The following is a 20,914-nucleotide window of genomic DNA, read 5'->3' as shown; positions in this document are numbered from 1 at the left end:
CTGTAAAAAATAATTGATATTTTAAAAAATTATTCTTGACTTTTTACATAGAATGCCTCCTGACTTTCTCTTACTTTTGCTTCGCTTTTTTACTATATCATAGATAAATACAATGTCAAGCAAGAAATTTCGTATATTATGTGGTAAAATAAAGTATAGAACTCTAAAACTGATTCCGCCCATTCTGGAGTCTTGAAGTAAGGAGAAAACATGGATAAACAACGAGTTGCTGTGATTGGCCCCGGCTCTTGGGGAACAGCTCTATCACAAGTCCTTAATGACAACGGGCATGAAGTCCGTATCTGGGGCAATATTGCAGAGCAGATTGACGAAATCAATAACCAGCATACAAACAAACGCTATTTCAAAGATGCTGTGCTGAGCGAAGAGATTAAGGCTTATCATGACTTAAAAGATGCTCTGGAGAACGCAGATGCTGTGCTTTTTGTAGTGCCGACTAAAGTAACCCGGCTGGTAGCCAAACAAGTAGCGCAGACCTTGGATCACAAGGTGAAAATCATGCACGCCTCCAAGGGATTGGAGCCTAACAGCCACCAACGAATCTCAACCATCTTGGAAGAAGAAATCCCCGCAGAGCTACGTAGCGAGATTGTCGTCGTTTCAGGTCCCAGCCATGCTGAGGAGACTATTGTCCGCGATATTACTCTGATTACCGCAGCATCCAAGGACTTGGAGACCGCTAAGTATGTACAGGAACTCTTCAGCAACCACTACTTCCGCCTCTATACCAATACCGATGTCATCGGGGTAGAGACGGCCGGCGCTCTGAAAAATATCATCGCAGTAGGAGCCGGTGCTCTCCATGGACTAGGCTATGGTGACAATGCCAAAGCTGCTATTATCACACGCGGTCTAGCTGAAATTACCCGATTGGGTGTCAAGCTTGGAGCCAGCCCTCTGACCTACAGCGGTCTTTCTGGTGTCGGTGACTTGATTGTCACAGGAACCTCTGTTCACTCTCGCAACTGGCGGGCCGGCGATGCTCTGGGCCGCGGCGAGAAATTAGCCGATATTGAAGCCAATATGGGCATGGTTATCGAAGGAATCTCTACCACCAAGGCTGCCTATGAACTAGCTCAAGAGCTAGATGTCTATATGCCCATCACTCAGGCCATCTACAAGGTTATTTATGATGGTCATGATATCAAAGATGCCATTCATGATATGATGAGCAATGAATTCAAAGCTGAAAATGAGTGGTCTTAATTCGCACTATTATTTATAAAGGAGAAACTTATGTCAAAAGTCAGAAAAGCAGTCATTCCTGCTGCCGGTCTCGGTACCCGCTTCTTGCCAGCCACTAAGGCTCTAGCCAAGGAAATGCTGCCCATCGTTGACAAACCAACTATTCAGTTTATCGTCGAGGAAGCCCTCAAGGCTGGAATCAAAGACATTCTGGTTGTCACAGGGAAGTCAAAACGCTCGATCGAAGACCACTTTGATTCCAACTTTGAGCTAGAATACAACCTTAAAGAAAAGGGTAAGAACGACTTGCTCAAGTTGGTGGATGAAACCACTGGTATCGGTCTACATTTCATCCGTCAGAGTCATCCGCGAGGGCTGGGAGATGCTGTTTTACAAGCTAAGGCCTTTGTCGGAAATGAACCTTTCGTTGTCATGCTGGGTGATGATTTGATGGATATTACTAATGACAAGGCAGTACCGCTAACCAAGCAACTCATGGATGACTATGCAGCGACTCATGCCTCTACTATCGCTGTTATGAAGGTTCCACACAACGAAGTCTCTGCTTATGGAGTCATTGCCCCGCAAGGTGAGGGAGTCAATGGACTGTATAGCGTTGAAAAGTTTGTTGAAAAACCTGCACCAGAAGAAGCACCGAGTGATTTGGCTATTATCGGACGCTATCTGCTCACACCAGAAATTTTTGAAATCCTAGAAAAACAAACTCCCGGCGCTGGCAATGAAATTCAACTGACTGATGCCATCGATACCCTCAACAAGACTCAGCGCGTTTTTGCCCGCGAATTTAAAGGCGACCGCTATGATGTTGGTGATAAGTTTGGCTTCATGAAAACTTCCATCGACTATGCTCTCAAGCATCCGCAAGTTAAAGATGATTTGAAGCAATACATTATCGATTTGGGAAAAAAATTAGACGGATCAGAATCATCTGATAAGTAAAGAAATAGAGTTTAGAAATTGAACTGCACCCCAAAAGTTAGACACAAAATCTAGCAATTGGGGTGTTTTCTTATTATGAAATTAACTTATGAAGATAAACTGCATATCTACTTCAAGAAACAACTTGACAGCCCTAATAAAAAAAGAACTCAGGAATTAGATTCAAGCAATGTATGATGTTCACAAAGGCAACCGTTCTGATAAAGGCATAATGGAAACCTTCTTTTGGTTTATGAAATCTGAAGGAGGACTAGTTATGAAGATTCTTATCAAACACTAAAACGGGCTACTACCGCTTATATTTTTTACTACAACAATAAACGGAACAAAATGAAAAGGACTGAGTCCTGTGCAGTACAGGATCCAATCCTTTCAATAATGATTTGTCCAACTTTTGGAGTCAGGACACTTAGTAGCCTCTTTTTGTTTTTCTAACAATTACATGTACCATTAGGCTTTATGGTTTCTGCGTTTTTCTAAGTAAAAGACAAATCCAAGTGCGCTCAGGAGGACGCCTCCAATTACCCCTACCATGGACATCGTTTGACCAGTAGATGGCAATTTCCTGTCATTTTCCTTTTGCGTCACTTTTGGAGCTGATTTATAAACAACGCCATAAGTAGAGAAGTGATTGGTCGTGAAGGTGACTTTTGTTTTATCTGCATTGAGAGTAAACTGATAGTTTTCTAGCTTGCCATCTTCTCCAATTGCAGCAATTGCTTCAACTTCTTTGTTTGGATCAACTGGAATCGTTACGACTGTTGAGCTGATTTGATGAACAGGTCCATTTTGATTAGATAACTGAATGTCATAAGCTTTATAGTCTTTCCCTTTCAGCGCTGCTACATCACTCAAAACACCAACTACTAAACTAAAACCACCTTGAGCAAAATCTGGATTTTGCAAGATGATACCTGTGGCAGGATCTATTAAAATGTATGAGTTAGTTGGAAGGACTGGGCGACCATTTGTCGTCGGGACAGTTGGCTTAGGCTCGTCCTTGCTTGGTTCTGTACTTGGCTCTGTCGGTTTCGGCTCGTCCTTGCTTGGTTCTGTACTTGGTTCTGTCGGTTTCGGTTCATCTGCTGGATACTTGTAATCATCCGGAAGCGAAGCCCGATACGGATCATCTGTTCTTCCAGCTTCTTTCAAGGTTACAGACAACTCTGCTTCATATTGTTTGAATTGCTTAAAGAGACGTTCAGAGCGTGCCAAAGCTTCTGTTGTTACCTGATCTTCTGCATCCTTAGCTGCTGCCTCATCAGCTTTTAAAGCTGCGTATTTAGCATCACTAACTTTCTGCTCAATCATTAACTGTTCTTCGAGAGCTTTCCAATGATTTTGGATAGATTTTCCAAAGAGATCTTGGTTGTTAATCGCCATTTGGTCAATGTGCCAAACAGTCCAATACCAAGAATTCGGATCATAGGTTTCTGTTCGAGGTTTAAAGGCTTGGTAAGTATCCTTCACATTCCCATAGAATGGAACGTACGGAGTATTCCGAGAAGGTCCCAAGCCTAGCCAGACAGTCCCACCAAATGTCTTTGGTAGATTTGGATTGATCTGATAAACATGGGCATCAATAACGTTTTCATTTCCAAGTGCATATTTATACTGATCTTGACGCACTTCATCCTTGCTTCCATCATCACCTTGTTTTTTAACTCCAATTTGATCATCTTGTACAAAGCGTCCATTCAAGTGTTCAAAACGGTTTCGTTGGAAAGCAAAGGCATCTTCCAAAGTATACTTCTTATTTGGATCACTTGGTGAGCGGAAAAGTTCGTACTCATCGTCTTCATACGTCACTTTCGCTTTTGGATCTAGCAAAGTAATCCCTGCATAGGTTCGAGAACGATCTCCCTCAGCATATTTAGCAGGTCCGTATGATTTGGCAATGTGGAAATTTCCGTCTTTATCTGTTTGATAATTTCCAGACTCTTTGGCTACTTTTTCAACATCTTTTGACGCAATGACATTTTCCGTATCTGTCAAATCTACATGGCCAAGATAATAGGTATTGGCAAATACTGCATATTTATCTTCTGGTACCTTCACGGCTACATATTGATGCCCAGAAAGGATTTCCATATACCAGGTCTCGTTTTGGTCTGCGAAGACCACAATATTGCCTTCAGCCGAACCCTTTTCCTCGATCACTTTTGCCAGTAATTCAACCCCTTCACGTGCTGTTTTCACACGAGGCAAAATCACGTCCAGCATGGCTGCTTCTGGAAGTCCATCCGCTTTTAGAGGGTCTGTTGCTAATACTTGTTTATTGGGACTAGCTGAAACAGTTGCCGTCATAGAAACACCAGCTTCATTAAAGCCATGTTCCCCAAAAGCTCCATTACTACCATCACCTCGAGCAGAGTCATAGGTCGCTGTATATCTCATCTCGCTGGCAGCGTGAGGATAAGTGAAACCATTGGACTCATCTTGGATTTGATCCCCTTCATTATAGGTTTTCGCATCTACAACAACATAGTTTTTGTTGTGTTTTCCGCCATTTGGATAGTAAGGGTAGTCTTCTGTCCGACCAAAAAGTGTCGTTCCATCTTTGGTCAACTGTCGACCAATAATGAAGCCGCAGCAGGCTTGAACAGCCTGAATAGGTAACAAGAGAATTACCATTATAACAATGACAACTTTGAATGTTAACTTCTTCATCGTTAACTTTTTTTTTTTTTGAAAGTCCTAAACTTCCTTTATTTCATCAATCATAGTATACCCTTTTCATTCTGCCTTTGCGAGCGCTTTCAAAAATGTTTATTTATACGCTTTACAGATAAAAAATAGAGAAAACATACATCGCTGGATACACATAGATAGAAATTTCGCTCATTTATTTCTGTCCAGACTAAGTAGTAGCAATATATATGAATTATCATGCCTCTGCGAATTAAAATAGGCTCCTTTACAAAAAATCATATTTATAAAAAGAAGAGGCTGGGACAAAAGTCCGACCTCAAATATAAAAAGCGAACAAAACTAGTTTTCTGGTAATCAGAATTCTGCTTTGTTCGCTTTTTGCATTTAATTATAGATTTGAAGGGCTTAATAATTAAGATTTTTAAAAATTGAAATCTTTTTGTCCCAACCTCATTTGAGTTCATTTCTTAAAAAATTGGTCGTTGAAAGCTCAGAAAAATCAGAATAGTTGCTAATCCAAGGTAGGCTGCCAGTGCTAAAAACCGTTGAGACTTGCTAAAAGCATAGCGCTCTCCTGACACTGGTAAAATTACAGCCCCTAAAGCTCCGCCGACTAGACCGCCCAAGTGACCTGAAAGGCTAATTCCCGGCAAAAAACTCATGATTAAGTTGACAACGAGCAGAATCATATAGGATTGACCCAACTGCTGGAGATAGTAATTTCGCGTAGCATAACGAAGCACGACAATCGAAGCAAAAAGTCCAAAAAGCGAGGTAGAAGCGCCAGCTGCTAAACTGTTGGGTGAAAAATAGACAACAAATAAATTTCCCAGCACCCCCGACATCAGGTAAAGTATCAAGAATTTCAAAGAACCAAAGATAGCTTCGATTTGTCGGCCAAGGAAGTAGAGCGTTAGCATATTGACCACAAAATGCTCCAAACCAATGTGGATAAAAATAGCAGCAAAAACCCGCCAAAACTGCTCCGGAAAAGCTTGAATAGTATAACCGTGCACAGCTCCAAAGCGATACAAGGCTTCTGAATTGCTGTATTGAAAACCGTAAGAAAGAATCATCAAGACAAAGACAAGACTTGTTGCTATAAGCAAAGTGCTTGTCACTGGATAATCTCTATCATAGATTTGTTTCATACATGATTAACTCCTTTACTGCAACATCATGTTGGGCTGGCGTAAAATCCTCTTGCTGGACTTGATAAATGGTGCTGACACTCGTCCCCTCATAATCATCCAAATAGCGATCGTAGTACCCACCGCCATAGCCAATCCGAAAGCCTTGAGAATTGAAGACCACGCCCGGCACATGAATCAGATCAATCTCCGTCTTCTCCACAGCCTCTTCGCTCATCGGCTCCAGCAGACCAAAAGAGCTCTTTTGCAGGTGGCTTTCATCATAATCCACAAATATCATCCGACCCTGGCCGTAGGTTTTGGGCACTAAAACTCGCTTGCTGTCCAACTGAGCCTGCTTGATAAAGGCTGCAGTTGAGACTTCATGCGGCATAGAAAGATAGGTAGCGATAACCTGAGCTTTTTGATAAGCTGCTGAACTGAGTAAGCGCTGGGTCAGCCAGCTATCTGCCTGCTCTTTTTCTTTTCCTGACAGTTTCTTCATCTGGTTCAGTACAGTTTGTCTCAGCTCTTTTTTCATGCAGCTCGTCCACCCTTTCCTTATCTTTCGTTGATTTTATAATCTAGGAATTTCCCAATCTTTTCAATAGCAAAGGGCAGTGCTGCCTCGTCTGGTGTCATCTTGGGATGATGGAGGGCATAGGGACTGTCCACTCCCAGCCAGAACATGACGCCCTTGACCTTGCTGAGCAGATAGCCAAAATCCTCGCCTGTCATAGCCGGCGCAATATCAATCAGCTGCACTCCTTCTTCCTTCTGGAAAAAATCCATCAATTCGTCTGCCAGATCAGGATGATTTTCTACAGGTAGGTAGCCACCTTGTTTAAGCTCCAAGTCCAATTCCAGATCGAAACTTTGGGCTATGCCCTCTGCTATTTCCCGTAAGCGCTTCTGAGTCAAGAGGTTCATCTCCTGAGTCAAGGTCCGAATGGTGCCATGCAAAAAGGCCGTTTCTGCGATGACATTGTTGGTCGTGCCAGCGTGGAGCGAACCAAAGGTTACAACCGTTCCCTCGATAGGATCGACATTGCGGCTGACAATGGTCTGCACCTGGGTGATAAAGTAGCTAGCCGCCACCAAAGCATCATTAGCTTCATGCGGAAAGGCCGCATGCCCCCCCTTCCCCTTAAAAGTTAGCTTGACTTCACAGGTACCAGCAAAGAGGGTTCCTCTGTTAGTGGCAATATCGCCTACCTTGAGGTCCGGCCGCACATGGAGACCATAAAACTCATCTGGCAGCCAGTCGCCAAAAGCACCGTCTTCATACATGAGCATGCCACCAGCTTCATTTTCCTCAGCAGGCTGAAAGAGAAAAAGCAGATTGTGGGTAGGCTGAGCGCTCACAGCTTGTTCCAGCAGGCCTAGGGCAACCGTCATGTGCATATCGTGTCCGCAGGCATGCATCCGGCCTTCATGAGTACTGGCAAAGTCCAGTCCTGTATCCTCCACAATCGGCAAACCATCAATATCTGTTCGCCAGCCAATCGTCTTATCCGGTGAATTTCCCTTGATAAAGACCAAAATACCAGTCCGCCAAGTCCGAATTTCCACAAAGTCTAGACCTGCTGTCAGTCCATCAATGACCTGCATCAGGTAGGCATGGGTCTTGTATTCTTCCAGACCGATTTCTGGTATTTGGTGCAAATCACGGCGAATCTTCAGATAATCAAGCATTTTTCTTTCCTTTAAAATCTTGTCAGAGCAGTCAGAGTGTTGGGCCGCACCCAATCAATTCAAATTTATGCTATTTTTAAAGAGTACGCAGGGCATCTTCCAGAGCTGTCTTCTGCTGGGTCTTCTCGTCAATGGTCTTGATAACGCGTGCCGGAACGCCAGCAACCACTACGTTTTCCGGAACATCCTGGGTCACAATCGCACCAGCTGCAACAACGGAACCACTACCAATTTGTACTCCTTCAATAACAACCGCATTAGCACCAATCAGCACGTTGTCTCCGACCCGAACTGGCTCAGCACTAGCCGGCTCAATGACTCCTGCCAGAACCGCACCAGCACCGACATGACTGTTTTTGCCGACAATCGCTCGACCGCCCAGAATAGCACCCATATCAATCATGGTTCCAGCACCAATCTCCGCACCGATATTGATGACCGCACCCATCATGATGACAGCATTATCACCAATTTCGACTTGGTCACGGATAATGGCACCTGGCTCAATACGGGCATTGATGTTGCGCTTGTCCAAAAGCGGCACCGCTGAGTTGCGGGCATCCTGCTCTACTACATAGGTCTTATTTTCCTCTAAGTTCACTAGGAGTGGCTTAATTTCTTCCCAGTCTCCAAAAAGAACATTGCCTAATTTCACGACAGACCACGGAATTTGCCCGTGCAATTCTCCATTAAAGGTCACCTTGACTGGAGTTTTTTTCTTGGCATCAGAGATAAATTTGATGATTTCTTGAGCGTTCATTTTCGTAGCAGACATGGTAGCACCTCTTTGTTCTTTCTATCTTTGTTGGGAGAGGAAAGTCCCCTCTCCTATCTATTTTATTTCTCTATTATAACACAATTCAGTCGTTTCGTTTTGACTTTCTTAGGAAGGACTTATTACCTCCTGCTCAGAGACTTGTATATTTTTCAAATGCAGGTTCCCATCCTTACCCTCTGAAAATTCTAAATGGTAGGAAGTACTATCTAATGCTTTGTAGACCATGGTCACAGAGTAATAACCCTTAATACCTATTTTTGTGTAACTTTTTGGAGGCCTCAAATATTCTAGGATTCCTTGATCACTCATTCCTTTTTCTGGGTCTGATTTCAATTCCTTAAGAAAGGAAAGTTCCTCATCTGACAACTCTTCTTTTTTATCTGTATAGTAAGTAACGCTAGCAAGATGTAGACCTGAACCAAAATCCCAAAATTGAAAAAACGCAAATCCCCCTCCCGCTAGAGTGTAAGTAAGTGACAATAATTTATCTTTCTGCCCCATTGTCATATCTTCGCTGCTTTTAGCTAACCCATACCGTTTGACAAAGTCAGACACTGTAATATTTTTATCTTCATCCTCTTCAATAGTGTAGTTTATAAAATCCATTTGTTCCCAATCCAAAGATTTAGCATCTGGAGAAGTATATTTTGATTCTGTGCTTATGAACTCATTCTTTCGGTGAGAATTTGTCCAATTCCCAATTAGGACGAGTAGTCCTATCACAACACCTAGCAGGGCGACAGCACTCACTACCCTGAAAAAAGGGGATTTTTGTGATACCTTTAGTTTCCTAGACTTCGTTTTATGAATTGGTTTGGATAAAGCCTTTGTCTGTTCGAGGGCAGCTCCTCCCCGTTCCCGCTGATTCTTGATCGACGAAGTGTTTCTGGCTTTAAACTTGGATTTGTGCTCCCGCCTCAATGCTTCTAAATTTCTATCTTTCACCTTTTCACCTATCAACTAAAAACTTGATTGCTCATTCACTTTCCACAAACGGCTGATTTTCCTGCTAGATAAGCGCTACTAAGCACCCGCTTCTCCTGCTTCGTTTGCTAAACCTGAACTCTCTGTCAATTGATAGTTCTGAGACTTATTATTTTCAAAAGAAAAACCGACCTCTTTCCCATCCTCCAAACGATAATAAATTGATAGAGTAGCATTGCCAAAGATTCCCCCATTCCAATCGAGGCGCTCTGGAAGTCCCAACTGACTGACAATCTCCTGATAGGTCTTTCCTTTCTCTATATCAGAAAGATCTTGACGAGTGAGCTGAGCATTTCGGTTTGGTAGATGCGCACTACTGAGATGCGTACATTTTAGGGACTGTAACTTAGGAGTTTCAGAAGAACCAAAATGGCTCTTAAAAGAGAGGCTAACTTTCGCTTCCGTCCCTGCTTGTGAATAGTCTAAAGCTATCGTCTTGATTGGGTCATCTTGGTCCAATTCTTTTCCAGACTCAGCTTTCCCTAACTTTGCAACCACCTCGTCGACCTTTGTCAGGTTTGGAACCGATGAAGTGAAGTCTGAGAACAAAGAAGTGATATCATCATAGGTAATATGAAACTGATACTCTTCTTTTTTAGCAATCCATTCTGGACGATTATCAGATTTCAAATCTTGATCCTTACTATATGAGTCTAACATACGAGAAATAGCTGCAGCTTTTTCTTTATCTTTTACCTTTTCCATCTCTAGCCACGTTATTCCAGCGTTAGCCAAAAAAGTCATAATCCCCAAACTAGAAAGTACCATCATCCATATCTTAGAAAAGATTCCTAGTTTTTTCTTTTTAAACTCTACTTTATCTATCTCTCTAGCAAGCTCATTGGAGCTTATTCGCGGAGAAAGCTTGGTCTGCTTTGCTTCAGTTATAAGGCCTGACATCGGCTGGCTAGCTTGATTTCCACGAAGGACTTGGTTTTGTTTTTTAGCTTTCAGTGATTCTAAACTAGAAATGAGATGCTTCAGCTCCCTCTGCTTCAATTCCAACAAATTCTGTGACAGAAGCGACAGAGGCTCCTTTACCTGCTGAACTCCTGCTAACTGCTCAGAAAACACCGGCTGGTCTTGAGAACTTATTTTAGCCCCATAACCGTTTTTGTCCTCTATCGAAGAGACAGCAGACGGCTCATTGCTTGAGCTCTCTATTGGAAATACCACTTTTGATGGAGATGAACCTGAAGGACGAGCTTGATTTTCTTCTGCCTCTCTCTGCGCTTCTTGCAATCCCGCAGACGGTTTGATATCTTGGTCTTCTTTGGTTTTCCATTTAGATAGAAAAGATGAATGGCTATCTGCTGGCTTTTTCGTTTGAGCATTCTTGAATTTTGATTGATGTTTCTGCCTCAAAGCTTCCAGATTTCTTTTTCCCATAACTCCTCCTCATCTATTGACTCTTCTATCATTGAAAAGACGACTCTATTAACAGTTCACAATTCCTACCCGCTGAATGCTGCTATTCTCTTTTCTATAACATTCATACTGGGGGCAACATCCCACGACTGCATACACCGTTAAGCAGTCAATTAGCTACACAAACTATCAGGGTGGCTACCTTTTATAAAACAACTGTTTGAAGACAGTAGCCTAGCGTAAAACTTGTCATGCTAATATAACTTTATTCCAGTATATCATATTTTGAACTGGCTTAGCTTGAAAGCACACAAGCAAAAAGGCACGAACTCTCGTCCGTGCCCAACAAAGCAATCCCAAACTATCTTCCAACGCGATTATTTAATTCTTTCGTTCAAAATGTTCCCACTGTTGGCATCAATGGTCATTTTGATCTTTTGCGTACCGTTCAGAGCTTCCAGCTTATAGACTAGCTGACCAGCCTTAATATCCAGCTCCTCATCATAAATTTTGGCCTGAGCATATTTTTGCTGCAAGATTCTTTCAGCATCTTCAAAAGTCAATTGCACATTAGTCTGAGTCAGTTGCATGTCCTCATTGTCATCAATTGGCTCTTCCTTGGCTTTGAGAATGCTTCCTGTACGAGCATCAATCTTGTACTCTTTCTCTGTAAAGCCGTCCAAGACCGTTACATCATAGTATACAGCACCGGCTTTATTTCCGTCTAAGTCCACAGAAACGACTTTCCCTGAACCAGCTGTCTGCAAGGCAATCGCCTTAGCGTCTGAAAGAGTTAGGCTTGCCGCCTGAATCCGAGTAGCTTGCTTAGCTGAATCCGCTGAAACAACAGTTGCCGCTCCACCTGCTAAAATTCCTACTACCAAACCGGCTAATAAAATTCCTTTTAGTTTTTTCATGGTTGGTCCTTCCTTCTACAACTTGACCCTAGAAATCAAAATCAGGCTAAGAAAACACCGTTCCAGTTAATGCATCCTAGACCATTCTTTCCATTTCAAAGGGGAGAGCTGAGTCTGGGACAAAAGTCCGACCTCAAATATAAAAAGCGAACAAAACTAGTTTTCTGGTAATCAGAATTCTGCTTTGTTCGCTTTTCGCATTTAATTATAGATTTGAAGGGCTTAATAATTAAGATTTTTAAAAATTGAAATCTTTTTGTCCCACTCTCACTTATATTGTACAAGGACTAAATGAACCTAAAATGAATTTTGAGGAAATTTAAAAAATAATTCGAAAACTCTTTTATTTTTTCTCCAGCTGGAAAGTCAGGATAAAGCGACTTCCCTGGCCAAGCTCTGACACTAGCTCTATCTGGACCTGGTGCAAATCGGCGATTTTCCGGACCAAGGCTAGTCCCAGACCGCTTCCCTCACGGCTGTTTTTATTTCTGGCTTGGTCAACTTGGTAAAACCGATTCCAGATTTTATCAGTCTCAGACGGAGCAATACCAGCACCATTATCCGCCACCGTCAGCTGACAGACACCATCTAGCTTGCACAAAGAGAACTCAATGCGGTCTTTGGTAAATTTCAAGGCATTGCTAATCAGATTGTCCAAAAGCCGGTGAAGCAGAAGCTCATCAGCAACAATCCAGCAATCTTCATCTATGGAAGCTTCTAAAACAAGCCTCTTATCTTGGCTAAGCTTTTGAAAATCGATCAGCTTGTCTGTCAGTAAAGCAGATAATGATATCTTCTGCATAACCAGAGCCGGCTGATTCTCAAGCCTGGACAAATCCAAGATATGGCTAATCATCTCCTTCATGCGCTTGGTCTGACGATTGATGATTTCAAAAGATTCCTTGGATTCATCCAAATTTTCTGCATAATGAAGGCCATACTCACTCTCCGATAAAACAACCGCCACCGGTGTCCGCAGCTCATGGGAGACGTCATGGTTAAACTGCTTTTCCCGCTGGAAGGAAGTTTCCAGCGAGTCCAACATGAGATTAAAAGCCTTGCCCAGACGATGCAGCTCATCCTCCTTATCTTTCAGAGCCAACCGCTTGGAAAAGTCTCCGCTCTCGCGAATTTCCACTGCCGTCTGCGACAGCTGATCCACCGGCCTCAGGGCTTTCTTGAGAATCCCATAACCACCAGAAATAATCAAGATCAATAGAAAAGGAGAAATGAAGGCCAGAGCTGTTAGATAATCAATCCATTCATGATTGCTATGACTACTCATAGTTACCGCCCGCAGCCACTGACCGCCATTTTTCATCTCGATATCAAAGTAAAGATAGGTCTTTTGAGCAACTGTCACAGTCGTCACGACCGATTGGTTGAAGGGAAGGGTCTCATCAAAGCCTGATGGCAGACTTTTTCTAACAAGGTTTCCCGAACTATCATAGAATCCCATCATCCATAGCCTCATACTCACTAGGCTGCTGGCTGATTTCCGTGGCTGACTCAATCAGCTCCCGCTTGGCCGCCGCATCTGCCAGATTGCTGGACAGCAGAAAAGCAAGACCCAGCAGAACTAAAATAAAGACAAAGAGAAAACTGCTATACCAAAGAGTAATGCGAAGAACAATGCTGCCTTTTTTCTCCTTATTCCGAGCTCCAGATAACATAGCCTACTCCCCTCTTGGTGTGAATAATGGACTGCTTCTTATCCTGATCGATCTTGCGACGGATATTTTTAATCAGAACATCGATAATATTGGATTCTCCTTCATAGTCAAAATCCCAGACATGGTCCCGAATCTGCTCCCGCGATAAAATATGATCTAGATTGCGTGCCAGGTATTCCAACACTTCGTATTCCTTGGCTGTCAGATCCAAGACTTGATCATCTTTCAGGACTGCCTTCTTAGTCAAATCCAGGACTAGATCGCCTAGGTCAATTTTCTGACTAACCAGCTCACGCTGCTGTCGCCGAAGAAGAGCCCGCAGCCGCGCCAAGAGTTCCTCAAACTCAAAAGGCTTGACCAGATAATCATCTGCTCCCAAGTCCAAGCCCTTTATCTTATCTTCCAAGCTGTCACGGGCCGTTAGTACCAAGACGATAACTTGCCGTCCGGCCTGTCGGATTTTCTATAGAAAGGCAAAGCCGTCCATGCGAGGCATCATAATATCTAAAATAATCAAATCATAGTCCATCATTTCCAAAAATTCTAAGGCTTCCTCCCCATCAAAAGCACTATCCACACTAAAATGCTCTTTCTTGAGCAGCTTGGTCAAACTGCGGTTCAGATCTGCTTCATCTTCCACCAATAATAACTTCATCAGGACTCCTTTCCAATCTTGACCTTCTGTTTTTCCAGTTCCGTCCAAAGAGTAACAATCACAGCTTTTAAAAAATACTAAGCCGATTGGGTTTCTAGCAGCTAGATAAAAATCTATCACAATGCTACTACATCTCCTCTGATTGTAACATAGATCCAGAAAAAGGAAAACTTCTGTCATCCTCGATTAGTCAACAAAAAACAGCTGCCTGTAAGCAGCTGTTGTTCTACTATTTAAAACTTAAAGCGGAGAGCTCTCACTCATTTCTACTTGCTCAGCCGCAAAAAATTGAGCTGCTGCAACAGCTTTTTTCCAGCCCTGATAGAGTTTTTCTTTCCGCGCCAGCTCCATCTGCGGAGCAAAGCTCTGTCCGACGGCATTTAACTGTTTCAACTCTTCTAAGTCTTTCCAGTAGCCAACTGCCAGGCCCGCTAAGAAAGCTGCACCTAGAGCTGTCGTTTCCAGATTTTGAGCACGAGCAATTTCAATTCCTAAAATATCCGCCTGAAACTGCATGAGGTATTGATTCATAGCAGCGCCACCATCTACTTTTAGGAGTTGAATAGGGGTCTGAGTGTCCTTTTCCATCGTCTCAATGATGTCTCTGACCTGATAAGCAATCGACTGGAGGGTCGCCTTGACAAAGTCTTCTTTAGAAGTTCCCCGAGTTAAGCCAAAGACAGCCCCTCGAGCATTCTGATCCCAGTAGGGAGCCCCAAGGCCAGTAAAGGCCGGCACCACATAGACCTCATCCTCATTCTGCGACTGCTGAGCACACTGCTCAGACTCTGCTGAAGTAGCAATCAGCCTCAAGCCATCTCTCAGCCACTGAACCGCACTGCCCGCAATGAAAATTGACCCCTCTAAAGCATAAGTGATTTTCCCATCAATAACATAACCGATGGTCGTCAGGAGATTATTCTGAGACAGACGCATATCGCTGCCAGTGTTGAGAATGATAAAAGATCCAGTTCCATAGGTGTTTTTGACCATACCCGGCTCAAAAGCTAGTTGCCCAAACAAGGCTGCTTGCTGATCTCCAGCCATGCCCGAAATGGGCACTGTTCCGCCATAGAAGTGATAAGGTTTGGTGTATCCGTAAATTTCTGAATTAGAGCGAACCTCCGGCAGCATCGCCAAAGGTACCCGGAGAAGCTCCAAAATTTCCTTATCCCAAGCCAGATCCTTAATATTATAGAGCATGGTTCTGGCTGCATTTGAATAATCTGTGACATGGGCTGCACCATCTGTCAACTTCCAGACCAGCCAGGAATCAATGGTGCCAAAGAGCAACTCACCTCGCTCTGCCCGCTCTTGAGCCCCCTCCACATGATCCAGTATCCAACGAACCTTGGTAGCTGAAAAGTATGCGTCGATGACTAGACCTGTCTTGGCATGAAAAAATTCCGTATAACCCTGCTGCTTAAGCTCTTCTGCCAGCGGAGCTGTCTGCCGTGACTGCCAAACGATAGCATTGTAAATGGGCAGACCCGTCTCCTTATCCCAAACCACGGTCGTTTCCCGCTGGTTTGTAATCCCAATAGCCTCAATCTGACTTGGCTTAATCCCGCTTTCAATAAAGGTATTCGCGATGACCGATTGAACCGAGTTCCAAATTTCATTGGCATTATGTTCCACCCAGCCCGGTTGAGGAAAAATCTGCCGAAATTCCTTTTGACTGGCACAGACCTGCTCACCCCGATGATTGAAAATAATAGCTCTGGAACTAGTTGTTCCCTGATCAATAGCCATAATGTATTTTTCTTGCAGCATAAAAACCCTCCATTCTGTCTTTGCTTCCATTATACAAAATAAAGCGCTTTCTTGCTATTCTTTTAGAAGGTTTTTGTGAAGAAATCACAAAAAAACCTCCCCGAAGGAAGGTTCCATGCTGCATTATAGACGTGCATTCAATTCTGCACCAAGCTCTTCAAAGCCTGGTTTGCCCAGCAAAGCAAACATATTTTTCTTGTAAGCTTCAACACCTGGTTGGTCGAATGGGTTGATAGCATTCAAGTAGCCTGAAAGGGCGATTGCCAATTCGAAGAAGTAAATTGTGTAGCCAAGAGTAAAGGCATCTTGCTCAGGAAGGGTCACATACATGTTTGGTACGTCACCGTCTGTGTGGGCAAGGAGAACACCGTCCGTTGCTTTTTTGTTTACAAAGTCAACGTCTTTTCCTTGAAGGTAACCAAGTCCATCAAGGTCTTCTTCCAAGGTCGGAATAATCACGTTCTTACGTGGTTTGTCAACACGGACAACTGTTTCAAACATGATACGAGTTCCTTCTTGGATAAATTGACCAAGTGAGTGCAAGTCAGTTGAGAAGTTTGCTGAAGTTGGGTAGATCCCTTTTTGGTCCTTCCCTTCTGATTCACCAGCCAATTGTTTCCACCATTCTGAGAAGTATTGAAGTGATGGCTCGTAGTTTACCAAGATTTCAGTTGCATAGCCTTTGCGGTAAAGGATGTTACGAACGGCTGCGTATTGGTAAGCTTCATTTTCTGAAAGTTTGTCTGAAGTGTAGTCTTTACGAGCTGCGTTGGCACCTTCCATAAGGGCTTTGATGTCAGCACCTGATGCTGCGATTGGAAGCAAACCAACTGCTGTCAATACTGAGAAACGTCCACCGATGTCGTCTGGAACCACAAATGTTTCCCAACCATTAGCATCTGCTTCAACCTTAACAGCACCTTTTTGGCGGTCGGTTGTAGCATAGATACGTTTGTTGGCTTCTTCTTGACCGTATTTCTTAACCAAGAGTTCTTTGAAGACACGGAAAGCGATGGCTGGTTCAGTTGTTGTACCTGATTTAGAAATCACGTTTACTGAGAAGTCTTTGTCTGCTACGTACTCTACCAAGTCAGCAAGGTAAGTAGAGGAGATTGAGTTCCCAGCATAAAGGATTTGTGGGGCCTTGCGTTCTTCTTTTGTTTGCAAGTTAGCAAAGTGGTTGTTGAGGAAGTCAATAGCCGCTTTGGCACCCAGATAAGATCCACCGATACCGATCACGACCAAAACATCGCTCTCACCTTTAATCTTTTCTGCTGCTGCCAAAATACGGGCAAATTCTTCCTTATCATAGTTTTCTGGCAAATCCAGCCAACCCAAAAAGTCGCTGCCTGCTCCAGTTCCCTTACGAATCAACTCATCTGCTACAGTGACTTGAGACTGTAAGTAGTCTACCTCGTGTGGTGCAACAAACTTGTTCAACACCTTTGAGTAATCAAATTTAATATGTGTCATGGTGATCCTCCTTTATTCTTCACCTCTATCATATCGCTTTCATACTTTTTTAGCAAGTAATTCCTTCGATGAAAACGCTTTTAGTTGATATTTTGTTAAAATTTTTACAATTTTGCAAATCCTAGACCAGAAGCGAACGCAATCGTTTGCGCAATCTGCTATTTTTACCAGAAAATTCCTGCCCCCAATTTCATGAGCAAGTTGAGATTTTCAGCGTCCTTTAGGCTTGATTGATTCAACATTGGAACCTAGTTCTCGCTTCGCTCAAACTACGTCAATGTCTCTAAACTCATCTTCCTCCTTCGGAGTTGATTCGTTAAGAGGCATAGAAAAAGAGCACACAGTTCAAATCGCTTAGGGCTGCTGGATTCCTCCCCTGACCCGCTTCACGCAGAACTGTTGCTCCACTAACTAGTATAACACAAACTTTCTTTTTTGGCTAATTTTCTTCACTTTTTCCTGCGATTTCTGAAAAAGTTCTGCATAATCGCCGCGCATTCTTCTTCTAAAAGACCGCTTTCAACCTCTACGCGATGATTCAACCGCTCATCCGTAAGAATATCGTAAAGACTACCCCCAGCCCCAAATTTCTGGTTTTTCGCCCCATAGATCACCTTGGGAATGCGAGCCAGACCGATAGCTCCGCTACACATGACGCAGGGCTCAATCGTGACAAAAAGCGTCGTATCTAGTAGGCGCCAGCTATTTTCCTGCTGATTAGCCTCCTCGATCGCCATGATTTCCGCATGCATGACCGCCCGCTGCAGCTCCTCACGCGCATTATGCCCGCGTCCGATAATCTGACCATCCTTGACCAAGACACAACCAATCGGTATTTCATCATTGGCGAGGGCAATCTCTGCCTCCTTCAGAGCTTCCCTCATAAACATCTCTTTTTCCTCTATCGTGTAGTCCATCTCTTCCCTCTTCCTTTTAATTTCTTTGTTCATTATACCACAGGCAGCTTAGGACTCACAAAAAAAGCCGCCGATTGGGCGACTCTTATGGGAGATTATTATGAAAAAGTTTAGGAGGTTTAAACAAAGTTAGGAGGTCTTTGTTCATGCTTCTAGTATAGCTGGCCTATCTTAAATAAAGCTTAAGCTTTCTGAATATTGATGATTTTGGAAATATCGCCACTTAGAATCTCAAAAATATCAGACAAAGTGCTGGCTTACTACTCTTTGTCGCAGAAGCAACTATTGTGATCTCTCTCATCCTTTACGTAACTCAAGGATTTGGTCATAGCGCTCTTCTTCATCAATATGATGGGCTATTTCCAGCACAGTGATCGGTAAAGAAAAGATCAGGTCTCTAACCAGACGACTATTTTTTTCATCCAAAGCTGATGTCACTTCGTCCGCTAATAAAATATCCTTCTCGCGTAAGAGGAAACGCGCTAACTCTAATCTGACACGTTGACCTCCTGAAATGTTTTCGCCATTATTATGAATCTCTACATTCAAAATATCCTGAAATTCATCTATTAAGCCAACTCGGTCCAATACCTCCAATAATTCATGATCCTGAAAAGGCTGACCAAAAGTTAGATTATAGCGGATAGTATCGTTAAACAGGAAGGGATGCTGACTAATTAAACCGATATTCCCTTGAAAATGACTTGTTATTTGATTTCCATCATACTGAACGAAAATGTCTCCCTCATCACATGCTTCTTCTCCTAAAATCAAGCGAAAAAGAGTCGTCTTTCCAGATCCACTCGGCCCTTTGATTAAGACCTTCTGACCTACTGAAATCGTCGCCGTCAAATCAGAAAAAAGTTGACGTCCAGCAAAGCTTTTTGAAATATGATTTAAGCGCAAAGATTCAAGATTTTCGACAAATTGATCCTTTGTCTCTTCAAAATCAGGTTCTTCTTCGATAATTTTAAACAGACGGTTCGCAGTCGGCAGGGCACCTTGGAGATTGGCTGCACTGTACATCAGAGTTTGGATCGGTTCGACCAACATCCCCGCAGCCACATACATAGAGATGAGGCTTGTGATGGAAATAGAATTTCCCTGTAAACTCAAATAAAAGCCTAAAGCAAGAGGAACAACCTGACTAAAAAAGACCATAAAACCATTAAAGAAAAAAATAGTATTATGTGTGAAACAAAATCTTTGGATGGCTTTTTGATATTCTCCGTTTACATCATTCACTCGCTCTTCATTCAGCTTCATGGCCTGATTAATCCGTAAGGTTTGACTGCCTTGCATACTATCTGAGACAAGCCCATGTAATTTTGTTCTAAGTTTGGACCAGCTGTCTCCTGAATCTTGTAAACGACGATTCATGATGAACTGAGGAATGGGTCTCATAATCGTAAAAATGACAAAAATAAGTCCTAAGAGAAAATTTTGTGAAACAATATAAATGGCTGTAACAAGGGCAACAAATCCCCAACTCACCATAACATTTATATTTTCTAAATAATTATCGCCCACATATTCCATATCTTGAGTTAGCAGACTAACTTTTTCATCATTGGAAAATTTAGGATTCAATATGACCTTTTTAAATAAAAGGGCACGGATACTTTTGTTAATTTCCCTTCGAAATATATTATGCGAATGGTTTGAAAATAGCATCAGACTATAGATAACAAGATAGACGGACAAACCAAATAAAGCAAAATTGAGAATCTTTTCATAAGAAAGGCCGTCTTGATCCAACTTCAAGGCCTTCGTTAAAATCAGAGGTTGCGCCAACACCAAACCACTATTCACAATACGCCCTAGAAAAATAGGAAAAAGGTACTTCTTATCTATGTACTTGTAAATATTTCTCATAATCATCACCTACCAAAATAGAAAAGTGCAGATTCTAATAGATATCGTGACAAATTCACATCATCACTTTTTTATATGTGCAATTTATTTATACTCATTATACATTTTTTGAAATAGTAAATCAAGAATATCTAAAAGATTAGCCGATAAAAGCTGCAATATCGCTAACTTCTTGGGCAATATAGGTGGCGCCAGCTTCTTCCAATTCTTCCCTGCTACCAAAGCCATAAAGGACACCGATAGAATCAAGCTTTTGCGCTTGAGCGCCAAGCACATCGTGCTCTCTGTCTCCAATCATGATGGTATGTGCCAAATCTGTAATCTGATTTTGTTCTAAGGCATACTGGATAACATCGCTTTTTTTACTACGTTTTCTGTCCATGGTCGCGCCAGCTACAAAGTCAAAATAGTCATACAAACCAAAGTGTTTGAGAATTTGAATGGAAAATTCTTCAGGTTTTGACGTAGCGACAATCAACTGTTTACCAGCCTGCTTCAAAGAAGCCAGCAAGTCTGGAATACCTGGATAGACCTCATTTTCATAAAGGCCTTTTTCGGAAAAGTACTCATGATAGTAGTCAATGGCCTTTAAGCATTCTTCCTTAGAAAATCCATAAAAGCGCTCAAAAGAATCCTGCAAGGGCGGACCGATAAAAACTCTCAATGCTTTCTTGTCTGGCACCTCAATCCCGTATTTTCCTAAGGCATAGGCTACCGAGTTGGTAATCCCTAGTTCTGAATTGGTCAAGGTACCGTCTAGGTCAAATAAAATCGTTTGATACATTTTTTCCTCTTTCTGTTTTCCAAAAGAGGCTGGGACAGACAGCCATGACGACATAGCCGTCACCCACAGAAACA

General features: G+C 42.6%; 17 protein-coding genes, 1 other RNA gene and 1 pseudogene. 2 read left to right on the top strand and 17 right to left on the bottom strand.

Features of this window, described 5'->3' with window-relative positions; genetic code table 11:
- Window positions 1–210 precede the first annotated feature (210 nt).
- Both SSIN_RS00780 and galU read left to right on the top strand, forming a co-directional pair.
- The gene (locus tag SSIN_RS00780) at window positions 211–1,227 is read left to right on the top strand and encodes an NAD(P)H-dependent glycerol-3-phosphate dehydrogenase (RefSeq protein WP_037614609.1); all 1,017 of its coding nucleotides are present in this window, start codon (window positions 211–213) and stop codon (window positions 1,225–1,227) included.
- Window positions 1,228–1,257: 30 nt separating this feature from the next.
- Window positions 1,258–2,166, top strand: a complete 909-nt coding sequence (gene galU, locus SSIN_RS00775; RefSeq protein ID WP_037614607.1) for a UTP--glucose-1-phosphate uridylyltransferase GalU — start codon at window positions 1,258–1,260, stop codon at window positions 2,164–2,166.
- A 450-nt stretch (window positions 2,167–2,616) separates the two neighbouring features.
- Here the strand turns inward: galU and SSIN_RS00770 are convergent, their stop codons facing one another.
- The 17 genes and pseudogenes from SSIN_RS00770 to SSIN_RS00700 form a co-directional block, all read right to left on the bottom strand.
- The gene (locus SSIN_RS00770) at window positions 2,617–4,836 is read right to left on the bottom strand and encodes a C69 family dipeptidase (RefSeq protein WP_037614605.1); all 2,220 of its coding nucleotides are present in this window, start codon (window positions 4,834–4,836) and stop codon (window positions 2,617–2,619) included.
- A gap of 449 nt (window positions 4,837–5,285) precedes the next feature.
- Window positions 5,286–5,969 (bottom strand): rhomboid family intramembrane serine protease, encoded by a 684-nt coding sequence (locus tag SSIN_RS00765; protein WP_037614603.1) that lies wholly within the window; start codon window positions 5,967–5,969, stop codon window positions 5,286–5,288.
- Window positions 5,953–6,489, bottom strand: a complete 537-nt coding sequence (locus SSIN_RS00760; protein WP_037614600.1) for a 5-formyltetrahydrofolate cyclo-ligase — start codon at window positions 6,487–6,489, stop codon at window positions 5,953–5,955. Before SSIN_RS00760 ends, SSIN_RS00765 begins: the two co-directional genes overlap by 17 nt.
- Before the next feature lie 20 nt (window positions 6,490–6,509).
- On the bottom strand, window positions 6,510–7,643 hold the full coding sequence (locus SSIN_RS00755) for an N-acetyldiaminopimelate deacetylase (protein ID WP_037614597.1): 1,134 nt from the start codon (window positions 7,641–7,643) through the stop codon (window positions 6,510–6,512).
- A gap of 76 nt (window positions 7,644–7,719) precedes the next feature.
- Window positions 7,720–8,418, bottom strand: a complete 699-nt coding sequence (gene dapD / locus SSIN_RS00750; protein ID WP_037614595.1) for a 2,3,4,5-tetrahydropyridine-2,6-dicarboxylate N-acetyltransferase — start codon at window positions 8,416–8,418, stop codon at window positions 7,720–7,722.
- A gap of 108 nt (window positions 8,419–8,526) precedes the next feature.
- The gene (locus SSIN_RS00745) at window positions 8,527–9,366 is read right to left on the bottom strand and encodes a hypothetical protein (RefSeq protein WP_037614593.1); all 840 of its coding nucleotides are present in this window, start codon (window positions 9,364–9,366) and stop codon (window positions 8,527–8,529) included.
- A 78-nt stretch (window positions 9,367–9,444) separates the two neighbouring features.
- Window positions 9,445–10,794, bottom strand: coding sequence for a hypothetical protein (locus SSIN_RS00740; RefSeq protein WP_037614591.1), 1,350 nt, complete (start codon window positions 10,792–10,794; stop codon window positions 9,445–9,447).
- A 356-nt stretch (window positions 10,795–11,150) separates the two neighbouring features.
- The gene (locus tag SSIN_RS00735) at window positions 11,151–11,690 is read right to left on the bottom strand and encodes a PepSY domain-containing protein (protein ID WP_037614589.1); all 540 of its coding nucleotides are present in this window, start codon (window positions 11,688–11,690) and stop codon (window positions 11,151–11,153) included.
- Between the two features lie 343 nt (window positions 11,691–12,033).
- A complete protein-coding gene (locus SSIN_RS00730; protein ID WP_244880065.1) occupies window positions 12,034–13,152 on the bottom strand; it encodes a sensor histidine kinase in 1,119 nt (372 codons plus the stop codon).
- Window positions 13,136–13,363, bottom strand: a complete 228-nt coding sequence (locus tag SSIN_RS10865; protein ID WP_244880064.1) for a hypothetical protein — start codon at window positions 13,361–13,363, stop codon at window positions 13,136–13,138. The genes SSIN_RS00730 and SSIN_RS10865 overlap by 17 nt, the downstream gene beginning before the upstream one ends.
- A pseudogene (locus SSIN_RS00725) lies at window positions 13,341–14,018 on the bottom strand (response regulator transcription factor). Before SSIN_RS00725 ends, SSIN_RS10865 begins: the two are co-directional and overlap by 23 nt.
- Window positions 14,019–14,258: 240 nt before the next feature.
- The gene (gene glpK / locus SSIN_RS00720; protein WP_037614588.1) at window positions 14,259–15,791 is read right to left on the bottom strand and encodes a glycerol kinase GlpK; all 1,533 of its coding nucleotides are present in this window, start codon (window positions 15,789–15,791) and stop codon (window positions 14,259–14,261) included.
- A 123-nt stretch (window positions 15,792–15,914) separates the two neighbouring features.
- A complete protein-coding gene (locus SSIN_RS00715; RefSeq protein ID WP_037614585.1) occupies window positions 15,915–17,264 on the bottom strand; it encodes a glucose-6-phosphate isomerase in 1,350 nt (449 codons plus the stop codon).
- Window positions 17,265–17,589: 325 nt separating this feature from the next.
- An RNA gene (gene ffs, locus SSIN_RS10110) (signal recognition particle sRNA small type) lies at window positions 17,590–17,675 on the bottom strand.
- Between the two features lie 38 nt (window positions 17,676–17,713).
- Window positions 17,714–18,214 carry a tRNA adenosine(34) deaminase TadA gene (gene tadA, locus SSIN_RS00710; RefSeq protein WP_037614582.1) on the bottom strand — a complete coding sequence of 167 codons (501 nt, stop codon included), beginning with the start codon at window positions 18,212–18,214 and terminating at the stop codon, window positions 17,714–17,716.
- Window positions 18,215–18,478: 264 nt separating this feature from the next.
- On the bottom strand, window positions 18,479–20,056 hold the full coding sequence (locus tag SSIN_RS00705; RefSeq protein WP_037614580.1) for an ATP-binding cassette domain-containing protein: 1,578 nt from the start codon (window positions 20,054–20,056) through the stop codon (window positions 18,479–18,481).
- A 139-nt stretch (window positions 20,057–20,195) separates the two neighbouring features.
- Entirely contained in the window at window positions 20,196–20,840 is a 645-nt protein-coding gene (locus SSIN_RS00700) for an HAD family hydrolase (RefSeq protein ID WP_037614577.1), read from the bottom strand.
- Window positions 20,841–20,914 lie beyond the last annotated feature (74 nt).

The organism is Streptococcus sinensis (assembly GCF_000767835.1).
GTDB lineage: Bacteria > Bacillota > Bacilli > Lactobacillales > Streptococcaceae > Streptococcus > Streptococcus sinensis.
This window is presented reverse-complemented; position numbering and strand designations above follow the sequence as displayed.

Coding starts and splice junctions, on each gene's coding strand:
- tadA (WP_037614582.1), bottom strand. CDS start 18,214: ATGAACAAAGAAATTAAAAGGAAGAGGGAAGAGATGGACTACACGATA.
- SSIN_RS00760 (WP_037614600.1), bottom strand. CDS start 6,489: ATGAAAAAAGAGCTGAGACAAACTGTACTGAACCAGATGAAGAAACTG.
- SSIN_RS00740 (WP_037614591.1), bottom strand. CDS start 10,794: ATGGGAAAAAGAAATCTGGAAGCTTTGAGGCAGAAACATCAATCAAAA.
- dapD (WP_037614595.1), bottom strand. CDS start 8,418: ATGTCTGCTACGAAAATGAACGCTCAAGAAATCATCAAATTTATCTCT.
- SSIN_RS00755 (WP_037614597.1), bottom strand. CDS start 7,643: ATGCTTGATTATCTGAAGATTCGCCGTGATTTGCACCAAATACCAGAA.
- SSIN_RS00730 (WP_244880065.1), bottom strand. CDS start 13,152: ATGATGGGATTCTATGATAGTTCGGGAAACCTTGTTAGAAAAAGTCTG.
- SSIN_RS00715 (WP_037614585.1), bottom strand. CDS start 17,264: ATGACACATATTAAATTTGATTACTCAAAGGTGTTGAACAAGTTTGTT.
- SSIN_RS00770 (WP_037614605.1), bottom strand. CDS start 4,836: ATGAAGAAGTTAACATTCAAAGTTGTCATTGTTATAATGGTAATTCTC.
- SSIN_RS00780 (WP_037614609.1), top strand. CDS start 211: ATGGATAAACAACGAGTTGCTGTGATTGGCCCCGGCTCTTGGGGAACA.
- SSIN_RS00735 (WP_037614589.1), bottom strand. CDS start 11,690: ATGAAAAAACTAAAAGGAATTTTATTAGCCGGTTTGGTAGTAGGAATT.
- SSIN_RS00765 (WP_037614603.1), bottom strand. CDS start 5,969: ATGAAACAAATCTATGATAGAGATTATCCAGTGACAAGCACTTTGCTT.
- glpK (WP_037614588.1), bottom strand. CDS start 15,791: ATGCTGCAAGAAAAATACATTATGGCTATTGATCAGGGAACAACTAGT.
- SSIN_RS10865 (WP_244880064.1), bottom strand. CDS start 13,363: ATGTTATCTGGAGCTCGGAATAAGGAGAAAAAAGGCAGCATTGTTCTT.
- SSIN_RS00700 (WP_037614577.1), bottom strand. CDS start 20,840: ATGTATCAAACGATTTTATTTGACCTAGACGGTACCTTGACCAATTCA.
- SSIN_RS00705 (WP_037614580.1), bottom strand. CDS start 20,056: ATGAGAAATATTTACAAGTACATAGATAAGAAGTACCTTTTTCCTATT.
- galU (WP_037614607.1), top strand. CDS start 1,258: ATGTCAAAAGTCAGAAAAGCAGTCATTCCTGCTGCCGGTCTCGGTACC.